13 protein-coding genes are annotated in these 13,390 nt (G+C 57.0%); 10 read left to right on the plus strand and 3 right to left on the minus strand.

Annotated elements, in window-relative coordinates:
• The first annotated feature begins 96 nt into the window (after nucleotides 1-96).
• The 7 genes from NQ012_RS08510 to NQ012_RS08540 all read left to right on the plus strand — a co-directional run bounded on the left by NQ012_RS08510 (nucleotide 97) and on the right by NQ012_RS08540 (nucleotide 7,695).
• Complete coding sequence (locus tag NQ012_RS08510) at nucleotides 97-942, plus strand: 23S rRNA (adenine(2030)-N(6))-methyltransferase RlmJ (protein WP_257067178.1); 846 nt, start codon at nucleotides 97-99, stop codon at nucleotides 940-942.
• Nucleotides 943-1,065: 123 nt separating this feature from the next.
• Nucleotides 1,066-2,448, plus strand: a complete 1,383-nt coding sequence (locus tag NQ012_RS08515) for a phosphomannomutase/phosphoglucomutase (protein ID WP_257067179.1) — start codon at nucleotides 1,066-1,068, stop codon at nucleotides 2,446-2,448.
• 293 nt (nucleotides 2,449-2,741) lie between these two features.
• A complete protein-coding gene (locus NQ012_RS08520) occupies nucleotides 2,742-3,791 on the plus strand; it encodes an NAD(+)/NADH kinase (protein ID WP_257067180.1) in 1,050 nt (349 codons plus the stop codon).
• Between the two features lie 311 nt (nucleotides 3,792-4,102).
• A complete protein-coding gene (locus tag NQ012_RS08525; RefSeq protein ID WP_257067181.1) occupies nucleotides 4,103-5,083 on the plus strand; it encodes a thiamine pyrophosphate-dependent dehydrogenase E1 component subunit alpha in 981 nt (326 codons plus the stop codon).
• 57 nt (nucleotides 5,084-5,140) lie between these two features.
• Entirely contained in the window at nucleotides 5,141-6,160 is a 1,020-nt protein-coding gene (locus NQ012_RS08530; protein ID WP_257067182.1) for an alpha-ketoacid dehydrogenase subunit beta, read from the plus strand.
• Between the two features lie 79 nt (nucleotides 6,161-6,239).
• The gene (locus tag NQ012_RS08535; RefSeq protein WP_257067183.1) at nucleotides 6,240-6,557 is read left to right on the plus strand and encodes a biotin/lipoyl-containing protein; all 318 of its coding nucleotides are present in this window, start codon (nucleotides 6,240-6,242) and stop codon (nucleotides 6,555-6,557) included.
• Nucleotides 6,558-6,915: 358 nt separating this feature from the next.
• A complete protein-coding gene (locus NQ012_RS08540) occupies nucleotides 6,916-7,695 on the plus strand; it encodes an acetoin reductase (RefSeq protein ID WP_306440833.1) in 780 nt (259 codons plus the stop codon).
• A gap of 111 nt (nucleotides 7,696-7,806) precedes the next feature.
• Here NQ012_RS08540 and NQ012_RS08545 read toward each other — a convergent pair whose 3' ends face one another.
• A complete protein-coding gene (locus NQ012_RS08545) occupies nucleotides 7,807-8,853 on the minus strand; it encodes a Gfo/Idh/MocA family oxidoreductase (protein WP_257067184.1) in 1,047 nt (348 codons plus the stop codon).
• A 219-nt stretch (nucleotides 8,854-9,072) separates the two neighbouring features.
• Here NQ012_RS08545 and rbfA point away from each other — a divergent pair, with 219 nt between their 5' ends.
• Both rbfA and truB read left to right on the plus strand, forming a co-directional pair.
• Complete coding sequence (rbfA, locus tag NQ012_RS08550) at nucleotides 9,073-9,444, plus strand: 30S ribosome-binding factor RbfA (RefSeq protein WP_257067185.1); 372 nt, start codon at nucleotides 9,073-9,075, stop codon at nucleotides 9,442-9,444.
• 65 nt (nucleotides 9,445-9,509) lie between these two features.
• Entirely contained in the window at nucleotides 9,510-10,409 is a 900-nt protein-coding gene (truB, locus tag NQ012_RS08555; RefSeq protein WP_257067186.1) for a tRNA pseudouridine(55) synthase TruB, read from the plus strand.
• Between the two features lie 410 nt (nucleotides 10,410-10,819).
• Here the strand turns inward: truB and NQ012_RS08560 are convergent, their stop codons facing one another.
• Both NQ012_RS08560 and NQ012_RS08565 read right to left on the minus strand, forming a co-directional pair.
• The gene (locus NQ012_RS08560) at nucleotides 10,820-11,254 is read right to left on the minus strand and encodes a hypothetical protein (protein WP_257067187.1); all 435 of its coding nucleotides are present in this window, start codon (nucleotides 11,252-11,254) and stop codon (nucleotides 10,820-10,822) included.
• Entirely contained in the window at nucleotides 11,238-12,554 is a 1,317-nt protein-coding gene (locus tag NQ012_RS08565; protein ID WP_257067188.1) for a homoserine dehydrogenase, read from the minus strand. Before NQ012_RS08565 ends, NQ012_RS08560 begins: the two co-directional genes overlap by 17 nt.
• 120 nt (nucleotides 12,555-12,674) lie before the next feature.
• On the opposite strand from NQ012_RS08565, the gene NQ012_RS08570 reads away from it, so the two are divergent.
• Nucleotides 12,675-13,049: an Mth938-like domain-containing protein gene (locus NQ012_RS08570; RefSeq protein ID WP_257067190.1), complete on the plus strand. Its 375-nt coding sequence runs from the start codon at nucleotides 12,675-12,677 to the stop codon at nucleotides 13,047-13,049.
• Nucleotides 13,050-13,390 lie beyond the last annotated feature (341 nt).

Consider the following 13,390-nt stretch of genomic DNA (forward strand, 5'->3'; position numbering starts at 1 on the left):
CTGCGCCTACTCAAACGCACGGCGCGCGCCGAGCCTACCCTTTGGCGGCCGCTTCATTTAAAATCGTGTTTTCCCACTTTTTCAGACGGCCTTTTCATGCTCAGCTACCGCCATGCTTTCCACGCCGGCAACCATGCCGATATGCTCAAACATTTCGTGCTCTACCTCACGCTCGAATATTTCAACCGCAAAGACAAGCCATATTGGTATATCGACACCCACAGCGGCGCGGGTTTGTACGACTTGGGCGGCAGCGAAGCGCAGAAAGTGGGCGAATACAAACAAGGCATCGGGCGTTTGCAGCAGGCGCGGCAACTGCCCGAGCCGCTGCAAGCGTTTGCAGGCCGTCTGAAAAGCATTCTGCCGCAGCCCGGCCTTTATTGCGGCTCGCCGTGGCTGGCGCAGGCGTTAACCCGCCCTGCCGACAAGCTGCGCCTGTTTGAACTGCATCCGGCCGATTTCCTGCATTTGCAGCATAATATGCAGGAAGCCCGTTTGGGCAGGCGCGGCCAAATCATGCAGGCCGACGGCTATCAGGGTTTGATTTCCCTGCTGCCGCCCCCTACCCGCCGCGCCGTGGTGCTCATCGACCCGCCCTACGAAGAAAAACAGGATTACGCACGCGTGGTGCACACTTTAAAAGAAGCGCAAAAACGTTTCGAATCAGGCTGCTATTTAGTGTGGTATCCCTGCCTGAGCCGCGAAGAGAGCCGCAAACTGCCGCAGCAGCTAAACAAACTTTCGCCCGAAAACCATTTGCAGGCCGAGCTTTATGTGCACGCGCCGCGCGCCGACGGCTTCGGTATGCACGGCAGCGGCATGTTCGTTATCAACCCGCCCTACCTGCTGGCACAGCAGTTGCAGGAAACCCTGCCCGCTCTCGCCGCCCTGCTCGCGCAAGACGAAGGCGCACGCTTCGTGCTGGAACACAAAACCCGGTAGCAGCAATATCAAAGGCCGTCTGAAAAACAAACGCAGCAAAGCCCAAATGCCTTCAGACGGCCTTAGCGTGCTGTGCTACAATCGGCCAAGCTTCTGTTTATATAACCCAACAAAGGAAAAATCATGGCAACCATCGCCCGCGACATCTTCAAAGCCTACGATATCCGCGGTATCGTCGGCAAAACCCTCACCAACGAAGCCGCCTACCTAATCGGCAAGGCCATCGCCGCCAGAGCCGCCGCACAAGGCATCAAAAAAATCGCCCTCGGCCGCGACGGCCGCCTCAGCGGCCCCGAGCTGATGGAAAACATCTCGCGCGGCTTCACCGAAAGCGGCATCGACGTGCTCAACGTCGGCATGGTGGCCACGCCCATGCTCTATTTCGCCGCCATTCAAGAATGCGGCGGCAGCGGCGTGATGATTACCGGCAGCCACAACCCGCCCGACTACAACGGCTTCAAAATGATGCTCGGCGGCGACACGCTGGCGGGCGAAGCCATTCAGGAACTGCTCGCCGCCATCGAAAACGAGCGCTTCGTCAGCGGCGCAGCGGCAGGCAGCGTGAGCGGAAAAGACATTTTCCCGCAATACCTCGAAACCATCGTCGGCCACATCAAGCTCAAACGCCCGATGAAAATCATTGCCGACGCAGGCAACGGCGTGGCCGGCGCATTCGCAGGCACGCTCTACCGCGCGCTCGGCTGCGAAGTAACCGAACTCTTCTGCGATGTGGACGGCAACTTCCCCAACCACCACCCCGACCCCGCCAAGCCGAAAAACCTGCAAGACGTGATTAACGAGCTGAAAAACGGCGATGCCGAAATAGGCCTGGCATTCGACGGCGACGGCGACCGCTTGGGTTTGGTAACCAAAGAAGGCAACATCATCTACCCCGACCGCCAACTGATGCTGTTCGCCCAAGACGTATTAAGCCGCAACCCCGGCGCGAAAGTGATTTTCGACGTAAAATCCACCCGCCTCTTGGCGCCGTGGATACGCGAACACGGCGGCGAACCGGTTATGGAAAAAACCGGCCACAGCTTCATCAAATCTTCGATGAAGAAAAACGGCGCGCTGGTGGCGGGCGAAATGAGCGGCCACACCTTCTTTAAAGAGCGCTGGTTCGGCTTCGACGACGGCCTTTATGCAGGCTGCCGCATGTTGGAAATCCTATCCGCTTCCGACAACCCCTCCGCCGTGCTCAATGCCCTGCCGCAAAGCATTTCCACCCCCGAAATCAACATCGACCTGCCCGAAGGCAGCAACGGCCACCAAGTGATTGAAGAGTTGGCGAAAACCGCAAAATTCGATGGAGCCGCCGAAACCATCACCATCGACGGCCTGCGCGTGGAGTTTGCCGACGGCTTCGGCCTGATGCGCGCTTCAAACACCACGCCCGTGCTGGTGCTGCGTTTCGAAGCCGACAGCGAAGAAGCCATCAAACGCATTCAAAACCAGTTTAAAGCCGTGATTGAAAGCAATCCCGCGCTGCACTGGCCGCTGTAACCGGCAACCGGTTTAAATAACAATCAGGCCGTCTGAAAAATATTTTCAGACGGCCTGAGACTTTTCTTTATTCATATCCGTACATCCTCAATCCAAGCTTGATTTCAATTTGTTTCAACTGTCACATCTGTATCACCCCATCCTGTTACACCCTCGATTGTTACAGTAACACCTCCCTACTCCGCTACCATTCAAATAATTATTTTTAATTTAAATTCAATTATATAAAAAAATTTTAGCGTTATGGCACGCCATTTGCTGGGAATTTGGCAAACCCGTTAAAGGAGCGCGCCATGACTGTCCGAATCGGCATTATCGCCAACCCCGTATCCGCCCGCGACATCCGCCGTGTGATTTCTCATGCGGCGGGGCTGACGCTGGGCGAGCGTGCCAATATGCTGCTGCGGATTTTGCAGGCGCTTGCCGCCTGCAAAGTGGACGAAGTGTTGCTGATGCCCGAAATGGAAGGGCTGCGCCTGCATTTGGAACGGCAGTTGCCGGCAGCGGCGGAGGAGTCGCGCTACCCGCTGCCGCGCCTGCGCTGGCTGGATATGCCGGTGCGTACCAAAACCGAAGATTCGGTGCGGGCGGCGGAAATTATGCGGCGCGAAGGTGTGGCGGCTTTGCTGGTGCTCGGCGGCGACGGCACCCACCGTGCGGTGGTGAAAGGCTGCCGCGACATCCCCATCGCGGGCATTTCCACCGGCACCAACAATGCTTTTCCGCCGATGCGCGAAGTAACCGTAACGGCATGGGCGGCGGGGCTGTATGCCACCGGCCGCGTGCCGGACGAACACGCGCTGCGGCCTAACAAATGCCTGCATATCCGCACATTCGGTTCAGACGGCCTCGAAAAGCAAAACGATGTGGCGCTGATTGATGCGGCGGTGTTGAACGAGGCGATACTCGGTGCCAAAGCCATCAGCCAAACCGATACGCTGCGCACGGTGATTTCTACGCAGGCATCGATTGAAGCCGTGGGTTTGTCGGCGGTGGCGGCGGCTTTGCAGCCCGTAGGCCGCCATGATGCGGGCGGTCTGCTGATCGAGCTGGCACCTGCCTACGGCACGCACGAACCGGCCGCTAAAACGTTCACCATTCAGGCGGTGTTGTCGCCCGGCAAAGTGGAAGACATCGAAATCGCTTCGTTCCGCCGTTTCAAAGCGGGCGAAGAATACCGCGTGAGCGGCCAAAACTGCCTGATTGCGCTGGACGGCGAACGCGAAATCGCCCTTCGCGACAACGAATACGCGCTGATTTCGTTGCAGGAAAACGCGTTCTACACGCTGGATGTGCCTGCGGTTTTGAAATATGTGTGCGCGCAAAAATTGCACGAGGTTTGAGGTTTTCAGACGGCCTTTAAAAATGAAGAGGCCGTCTGAAAAAGCAAAATATATTTAGAGAAGCTTTACACAAGGGAATCCCGCTAGGGCGTGTAGTCAGAAGGCTTGTGAAGCGGTTTTTTGAGGAAAAATCCGCAGATGCAAGGCAAAAAGCACAGCAAGATTGGACATCTTGCGAGCATTTTTAACGCAGCAGATGCGGATTTTAACCAAAAATACCGCCACAACGCTTTCTGACTACACGCTCTAGGGCCGTCTGAAGCCTTTTCAGACGGCCTCAAACAAAACCCCGTTGAACAAGGAGAAACACCATGAGCACCAAATTGCCTTTGGACAAAAACCAACTGCTCGACGTTTACCGCCGTATGAAAACCATACGCGATTTCGAAGAGCGGCTGCACGTTGACTTCGCGCGCGGCGACATTCCCGGCTTCGTGCACCTTTATGCCGGCGAAGAAGCCACCGGCACCGGCGTACTCTACCACCTGAACGATGAAGACCGCATCACCAGTACCCACCGCGGCCACGGCCACTGTATCGCCAAAGGGGTGGACGTAATCGGCATGATGAAAGAAATCTACGGCAAGCGCGACGGCGTGTGCCGCGGCAAAGGCGGATCGATGCACATCGCCGACTTGTCGAAAGGCATGATGGGCGCCAACGGCATTGTCGGCGCGGGCGCACCGCTGGCCTGCGGCGCGGCGCTGGCGGCCAAATTCAAAGGCAACGGCGGCGTGGCGGTAACGTTCTGCGGCGACGGCGCGGCCAATCAGGGCACGGTTTTGGAAAGCATGAATCTGGCGGCCGTGTGGAACCTGCCGGTGATTTTCGTGGTGGAAAACAACGGCTATGCCGAATCCACCGCGCGCGACTACGGCACCGCCTCCAACAGCTTTGCCGACCGCGGCGTAGGCTTCGGCATTCCCGGCGTGGTGGTGGACGGCAACGACTTTTTCGCCGTGTATGAAGCCGCAGGCGAAGTAATCCGCCGCGCCCGCAACGGCGGCGGCCCCGCCCTGCTTGAGTGCAAAACCAACCGCTTCTACGGCCACTTCGAAGGCGACGCGCAAACCTACCGCCCCAAAGGCGAAGTGGAAGAATTGCGCGCCAATCACGACTGTATCAAGATTTTCCGCCAACGCGTTACCGAGGCGGGCGTGCTCACCGATGCCGAACTCGACGCGGTAGATCAAGAAGTGGCCGCGCTGATCGAACGCTCGGTGCAGGAAGCCAAAGCCGCGCCCCCGTGCGAGCCGGAAGATTTGCTCACCGATGTTTACGTTTCGTATTAAGCCGCACGGCACCGAAATACGCAGCGTGTGAAAATTTCAAAATAGGAGAAACACATCATGTCCCGCCAATTAACCATGAAATTAGCGATTAACGAAGCCATCGACCAAGAGATGAGCCGCGACCCCACCGTGATTATGATGGGTGAAGACATTGTCGGCGGCGCCGGCGCCAGCGGCGAACGCGACGCTTGGGGCGGCGTGCTCGGCCTCTCTAAGGGTTTGTATGCCAAGCATGGCGACCGCCTGATCGACACCCCGCTTTCCGAAGCAGCCTACGTCGGCGCCTCCATCGGTGCCGCCACCTGCGGCCTGCGCCCTGTTGCCGAGTTGATGTTTATCGACTTTATGGGCGTGTGCTTCGACCAAATCCTCAACCAGGCCGCCAAGTTCCGCTATATGTTCGGCGGCAAGGCCGAAACGCCCGTGGTAATCCGCGCCATGGTGGGCGGCGGTTTCAGCGCGGCGGCGCAACACAGCCAGATGCTCACGCCCATGTTTACCCATGTGCCCGGCCTGAAAGTGGTGTGCCCTTCCAACGCCTACGACGCCAAAGGCTTGCTGGTGCAGGCCATCCGCGACAACGACCCGGTAATTTTCTGCGAACACAAGAGCCTTTACGCCTCTAAATCCGAAGTGCCCGAAGAGCTGTATGCCATCCCCTTCGGCAAGGCCAATATCGTGCGCGAAGGCAAAGACGCCACCATCGTTACCTACGGCATGATGGTGCCGCGCAGTCTCGAAGCCGCCCGCGCGCTCGAAAAAGAAGGCGTGGAAGCGGAAGTGATCGACCTGCGCACACTCTCGCCGCTCGATATCGACACCGTGTTGAAATCGGTGGAAAAAACCGGCCGCCTGGTGGTGGTGGACGAAGCCAGCCCGCGCTGCAACATCGCCACCGATATTTCCGCCCAAGTGTGCCAGCAGATTTTCGGCGTGCTCAAATCGGGCATCCAGATGGTTTCGCCACCGCACGTTCCCGTGCCGTTCTCAAACGTGCTCGAAAAAATCTACCTGCCCAGCGGCAAGCAGATCGCCGATGCCGTGCGTAAAACCATGAATGCCGCCGCAACGGCATAACAACACTGCACAAGGCCGTCTGAACACGGTTTCAGACGGCCTGCCGCAAGCACACAACCCAAACCATAAGGAGAGTATTATGAGCAATATCAAACCCGTGATCATCCCCAAATGGGGCTTAACCATGGAAGAAGGCACCATCAGCGAATGGCTGGTCGATGTGGGCACGCCCGTTACCGTGGGCATGGAGATTCTGAACATCGAAACCGACAAACTCACCAACGCAGTCGAAGCCGCCGATGCCGGCGTGCTGCGCCGCATTCTGCACGGCGGCGGCGAAACCCTGCCCGTGAAAACCCTGATCGGCATTTTGGCCGACGCCGACACCAGCGAAGCCGAAATCGACGCCTTTATCGTCTCATGGGTGCCGCCCTCGGCCGACGAAGTCGACGAATAAAACCCCATCACCGCGCTTTCGCAAACACAGGCCGTCTGAAAACACACCGGCGATATGCAGCAAGCTGAAAGCCTTTTCAGACGGCCTGAAATCTTTGTAAAACTTATTGTGGCCGTCTGAAATGTTTGATTCCGTCATTATCGGGCCTGACCCGATAATCCAGCATTTGCTGCTCAGGCAAAAGTCGGATATTTCAGAAACATCAGGCTCTGGATTGCCGGGTCAAGCCCGGCAATGACGACTGTGTGTTACCGGAAACCATGGATCCGCGTTAAGTTTTCAGACGGCCTCAAAGTTGTTTTACAAAGGCTCCGGCCTGACTTTCAACACCAGCCAAATAAATCAAAGGAGAAACATCATGGCACAAAAAACCGCCGTTATCACAGGCTCGGCCGACGGTCTCGGCAAAGGCATTGCCGAACGCCTCGCCCAAGACGGTTTCAATATCGTTTTGTCCGACATCAACGCCGAAAAACTCGCCCAAACCGAGCAGGAATTCAAAAGCCGCAACCAGCCCGTTACCGCATTTCATGGCAACGTAGCCAAGCGTGAAGACCAGTTCGCCCTCGTGCAGCACGCCGTTGCCGCCTTCGGCAGCGTGGATGTGTTTATCAACAACGCCGGCATCGAAGAAGTGATGCCGCTCGAAAACGTAACCGAAGCCGATTTCGACCGCGTGTTCGACATCAACGTCAAAGGCGTGCTCTACGGCATTCAGGCCGCCGCCGAGCAGATGAAGAAACAGGGCGGCGACAAGGTTTATAAAATCATCAACGCGTGCAGCATCGCCGGCCACGAATCGTTCGACCTTTTAGGCGTTTATTGCGCCAGCAAATTTTCCGTGCGCGCGCTCACCATCGCCGCCGCCAAAGAGCTGGCCAAATACAAAATCACCGTCAACGGCTACTGCCCCGGCGTGGCCGGCACCAAAATGTGGGAACGTATCGACGCCGAAATGGGCAAACACCTCGGCCTGCAACCCGGCGAAGCCTTCGCCAAATTCTCGGCCGGCATTCTGATGGGGCGCACCCAAGTGCCGCAAGACGTGGCCGCGCTGGTGCATTATCTGGCCTCGCCCGACTCCGACTACATGACCGGCCAGTCGGTGATTATCGACGGCGGCATGGTGTACCGTTAAGCCCGCGGTTTGCCTGTTTTTTGCCACCCGCGCCCTACCCGGGCGCGGTAATACATCAGGCCGTCTGAAACTTTCAGACGGCCTGCAAGCCAAGCATTAACACAAACAAACTCAAACCTTCACCCGTGCCTTGCTTTCGGCACTCTGATAAGCCTTTTCCAGCAAATCCAAAACCTGCGCCACCTGCTGCGGTTTCACCGCCAATTCGGTGCCGTTCACCAGCACATCGTAAAGGTTGCGGTAAAACGCGCCGTAGTCGCCGCGCACGCCTTCAAAGCGTTGGCGAATCACGTTTCCTTCGGCGGTTTTCGTGTGCAGAATGCCCCACTCTTCTTGCGGTTCGCGGTTCCAATCACCCTCGGGCACCGCGCCCGCAACCAGCAGGGGTTCCTGATTGTCGGCGTTCTGTTTCACATAAGAGCCGCGTTTGCCGTGCAAAGCCATAAACGGCAGCGGTTCGCGCATATATTTGCCTGCTGTCAGCGAAACTTTTTTACCGTCGGGGTAATAAAACAGCATTTGAAAATTATCGTCGCTCACTGCGCCCTCGTGCTGGTAACGCACGTCGGCATAGATTTCCTGCGGCAGGCCGAACAAATCCACCGCCATATCGGCCAGATGCGAGCCTAAGTCGTACACCAAACCCACGCCCGCTTCGCCGGTTTCTTTCCAGCCTTTCTGGTTCAGCCCCTCGGCGTAACGCTCGAAACGGATTTCGCAGTCCACAATATCGCCCAGCAGGCCGTCTGAAAGCAGTTGTTTGGCGGTTAGCGGCGCGGCATCCCAGCGGCGGTTCTGATACACCGCCAGCACCACACCCTGCTTATCGGCCAGCTCCGCCAGTTCGCGCGCTTCGGCTGCGGTGGCGCACAGCGGCTTTTCCACCACCACGTGCTTGCCCGCCAGCATGGCTTGTTTGGCAAACTCGAAATGGGTTTGGTTGGGCGTGGTAATCACGATTAAATCCGTATCGTCTGCCAGCAGGCCGCTAAAATCGCGCACGATTTCGGCTTCGGGCAGCACTTCCTGCGCCGAGTTGCCTGAACGCTGCAACACGCGCACTACTTCAAACCGCCCGTCCGCCCGCCAAAACGGCAGGTGGAACACTTTGGCGGAAAGGCCGAAACCGGCCAGGCCGATTCTGATGGTTTGATTCATGGTGAAGCTCCTGTTTTGTTGTTGAGTGTTAACCTAAGACTACTGCTTTTTCAGGCCGTCTGAAAGAGAAACATAGTGGATTACATTTAAACTGATACGGCGTTGGCTCGCCTTGCCTCAATTTAAATTTAATCCACTATAAGCTATAATGGCGCCGGTTGAATATCAGGCCGTCTGAAACTTTTTTCAGACGGCATCATTGATTTAAAGGATAAGGCCATGAGAAAACCCCAACGGGGCTACGCCCGCCAAGACCGCGTGAAAGAACAGATTATGCGCGAGCTGGCCGAGCTGGTGCGCAAAGGCTTGAAAGACCCGCGCGCCGGTTTCATCACCATCAACGATGTGGAAGTTACCCGCGATTACAGCCACGCCACCGTTTACTACACCGTGCTCGACGATGCCGCCCGCGAAATCACCGAAGACGCACTCGAACACGCCAAAGGCTATCTGCGCAGCGAATTGGGCAAACGCATCAAACTGTTCCGCATACCCGAGCTGCATTTCAAATACGACGAATCGCTGGAGCGCGGCATGAGCATCTCGCACCTGATCGATCAGGTTGCGGCGGAAAAACCGGTGGAAGACTGAACGGAAACCGCCCCCAGGCCGTCTGAAACACCGCCTTTTCTCCGCAACACACACCGAAACCCCGTATGCACAAACCGCCCAAACGCCCCGTAAACGGCGTGCTGCTGCTCGACAAACCGCAAGGGCTGTCGAGCAACACCGCCCTGCAAAAAGCCCGCCGCCTCTACCGCGCCGAAAAAGCGGGGCATACCGGCGTGCTCGACCCGCTCGCCACCGGCCTCTTGCCCGTGTGTTTCGGCGAAGCCGCCAAATTCGCCCAATACCTGCTCGATGCCGACAAAGCCTACACCGCCACGCTGAAGCTCGGCGAAGCCACCACCACGGGCGATGCCGAAGGCGAAACCGTCGCCACCGCGCCCGCAAATATCAGCCCGGCCGCTTTTCAGACGGCCTGCCGTGCGTTAACGGGCAAAATCCGCCAAGTGCCGCCGATGTTTTCGGCGCTGAAACACGAAGGCAAACCGCTCTACGAATACGCCCGCAAAGGCATCACCATCGAACGCAAAGCGCGCGACATCGAAATCTATTCGATCAACATCCGCTCGTTCGCCCCGCCCGCCGCCGTGATTGACGTGCGTTGCAGCAAAGGCACCTATATCCGCACCCTCAGCGAAGACATCGCCAAACACACCGGCACCTTCGCCCACCTCACCGCCCTGCGCCGCACCGAAACCGCAGGCTTCACCATCGCCCAAAGCCACACCCTCGAAGCGCTCGAAGCCTTAAGCGAAGCAGAACGCGACGCACTGCTTTTGCCCTGCGACGCGCTGGTCCGACACCTGCCCGCAACCGTGCTCAACGAACGCGCCGCCGATATGCTGCAAAAAGGCCAACGCCCGCTTTTCGAAGGCCGGCCCGACGGCGGCCCGCTGCGCGTGTACCGCGAAAACGGCGCCTTTATCGGGCTGGCCGAACCGCACGAAGGCCGTCTGAAAGCGGTGCGGCTGATGAATACGGCGCAGTAGTTCGCCCTAAAACCGTTTAACAATCCCCCCAAAAAAACGCCACAAAAGTTTATGTGCCGTTATCGCCGACCCGCTTACTTGGCAACCGTTTCTTCATACCCGGGCTTGACCCGGATATCTCCGCTCCTTTCCAAACAATTAAGATGAACCGGTCAAGCCCGGGCATGGCGCAGAGGCTTTAAAAACCGACATAGCTTGTAAAAGTTCCAAGCCGCAACCTTTGCAAAAATACCTTCAGGCCGTCTGAAATGCTTAAATCCCGTTATTCCCGCACGGGCGGAATAACGGGATTTAGTTTTAATTTGATTTTTTAAATGTTCAGGCCGTCTGAAAGGTTTCAGACGGCCTGAGTGGGTTTTACAAAGGCTTCGATTTCAAATTCCAGCCGGTTAAAGCCTCTGGTTTCCGCGTTATTTTGCCAGCCCCGCCACGCATTGTTTGTCGCGGGCATCGAACGCCTGCGCACCACCGAGCAGTTCGAGTTGTTCCTGCGGGCTGATTTTGCTGAGCGACTGAATCTGCTTGTCGCTCAGTTTTTCCAACGGCTCGTCCCACATGCAGACGCAGTAGCTTTCGATAAGCTGTTCCGACTTTCCTTCCAAGCCGGCGGCTTTCAAATCGGCCTGCCATTTGTCGGAAAAAGGCACGTTTTTCACGCACGAATCCACAATCGCCTGCTTGGCTTTGGGCTTCGACAGGGCGCAGTTGGAAAGCAGGCCGAAGCCGGCAAACAGCCCCAACACCACAAACGCCCAAATGCGTATGGTGCGGATTTTGGCGCGGGCTTTGCGGCGCTGCTCGTCCGGCGTGGGTTCGGGCGCTGCGGGTTTATCCGTTGCGGCCATGCAGGCTCTCCATGCGGATCATCACCACCGGCGCATACACCACATCGAGCGCTTCAATGGCGGCAATGGCGGTTTTGATATGCTTCTCAACCGTGCTGTGGGTCAGAATCACGATTTCGGCCAAGCTGCCGTCGAGCACGCCTTTTTGAATCAGCGCCTCGATGGAAACGTTTTCTTTGGCCAACAGATTGGCAATCTGGCCGAGCACGCCCGGCTGGTCTTTGGCCTGCACGCGCAGGTAATAGCTGCTGGTGATTTCGTCCATCGGCAGCATGGGCTGTGCTTTGACCTGGCTGGGTTGGAAAGCCAGATGCGGCACGCGGTTGCCGGGGTCGGCGGTAATCAGGCGGCAGATGTCGATAATGTCGGCCACCACCGCGCTGGCGGTCGGCAGCGCGCCCGCACCTGCGCCGTAATACAGGGTTTCGCCCACCATATCGGCATCAACGCGCACGGCGTTCATCACGCCGTTCACATTGGCCAGCAGGCGGCACTCGGGAATCAGGGTGGGATGCACGCGCAATTCCACGCCTTTATCACTTCTGCGGGTAATGCCCAAAAGTTTCACGCGGTAGCCCAGCTCTTCGGCGTATTTGATGTCGCGGCTGTCGAGCTTGCTGATACCTTCGAGGTAACAGGCGTTGAAGTTGACGGGCGTGCCGAACGCCAGCGCGCTCATGATGGTGATTTTGTGGCCGGCATCGTGGCCTTCGATATCGAAAGTCGGGTCGGCTTCGGCATAACCCAATTCCTGCGCTTTTTTCAGCACTTCGGCAAACGCGCTGCCTTTTTCGCGCATTTCGGTGAGGATGAAATTGCTGGTGCCGTTGATGATGCCCGCAATCGATTGGATATGGTTGGCGGCCAAACCTTCGCGCAGGGCTTTGATAATCGGAATACCGCCCGCAACGGCCGCTTCAAACTGTACCATTACGTTTTTCTGCTCGGCCAGAGAGAAAATTTCGTTGCCGTATTCGGCCAAAAGTTTTTTATTGGCGGTAACGATGTGCTTGCCGTTTTCGATGGCTTTGAGCACCGCGTCTTTAGCGGCGCCGGTGCCGCCGAACAGCTCAACCACCACATCGACGTCGGCGCGCTGCACCAGCTCGAACGGGTCTTTCACAAAAGCGGCTGCGGGGCAGACTGCGCGGGCTTTTTCTTCGCTCGAATCGCACACGGCCGAAATATTGACTTCGCGCCCGAGGCGGCGGCTGATTTCTGCGGCATTATCCTGCAACACGCGGGCGGTGCCGCTGCCCACGGTGCCCAAACCCAAAATCCCGATATTCACTGGCTTCATTCTGTCTCCTTAAGCCGTTGTATGTTAGTATTTTGCAAAGCGCCAATGCTTGGCGAAAAGACCGTAATCCTACCTGAAAACGGCCTTTTCTGCATCTTTTTAACGGATTGGAGTCGCTATATGCTGATCGAAGAAACACGCCCCGAAGGGCAGGCCGCGGTTACGGCTTATGCGCCGGGCAGAATCGAAATCGACGGACAGGTTTATACGCAGGCCGTCGTGCTCGCCGGCGGGCGCATCGGCAGCCCCGCCCAAACCGACCCCGCAAGCCTTACGGCGGAAGATTTTTTTCAGACGGCCTCCGAATACGGCGGCCTGCCCGAAGTGGTGTTGGTGGGCACGGGTGAAAAACAGGTGTTTCTGCACCCGAAAACCGCCGCCCGATTGGTCGCCGAAGGCGTGGGCTTGGAATGTATGTCCACCGCCTCCGCCTGCCGCACATTTATGATCCTGCAAAGCGAAGGCCGCAAAGTGTGGGCTTGGCTGTGGCCGTAATCGGTATATTCTATATAGCAGAAAAACTTATCTTTGCCGCAAAGCCAAGCCACAGATAGTGAAGATAGTACAGAACCTATTCTGTTGCCGCTTTAGCGGCTTACAAAGTCACTTTCTTTGATCTAAGGTACAGCAACGCCTTCTGAAGACACACCCTTGTATGTTGAAACCGATGTACCATAGCAACCAAACAGGTTATCTGCCTCTGTACACGCCCTGGGATTTTTTAACATCCGTGTCTTAGCCAAACGAGCAGATAACCAACCATCACCACAACCGAACAGTTGCACGACAACACAACCGAATGCAAGGAAGGTTTATGATGAGTATTCAAAACTATG

The sequence above is a fragment of the Neisseria dentiae genome, assembly GCF_024580525.1.
GTDB lineage: Bacteria > Pseudomonadota > Gammaproteobacteria > Burkholderiales > Neisseriaceae > Neisseria > Neisseria dentiae_A.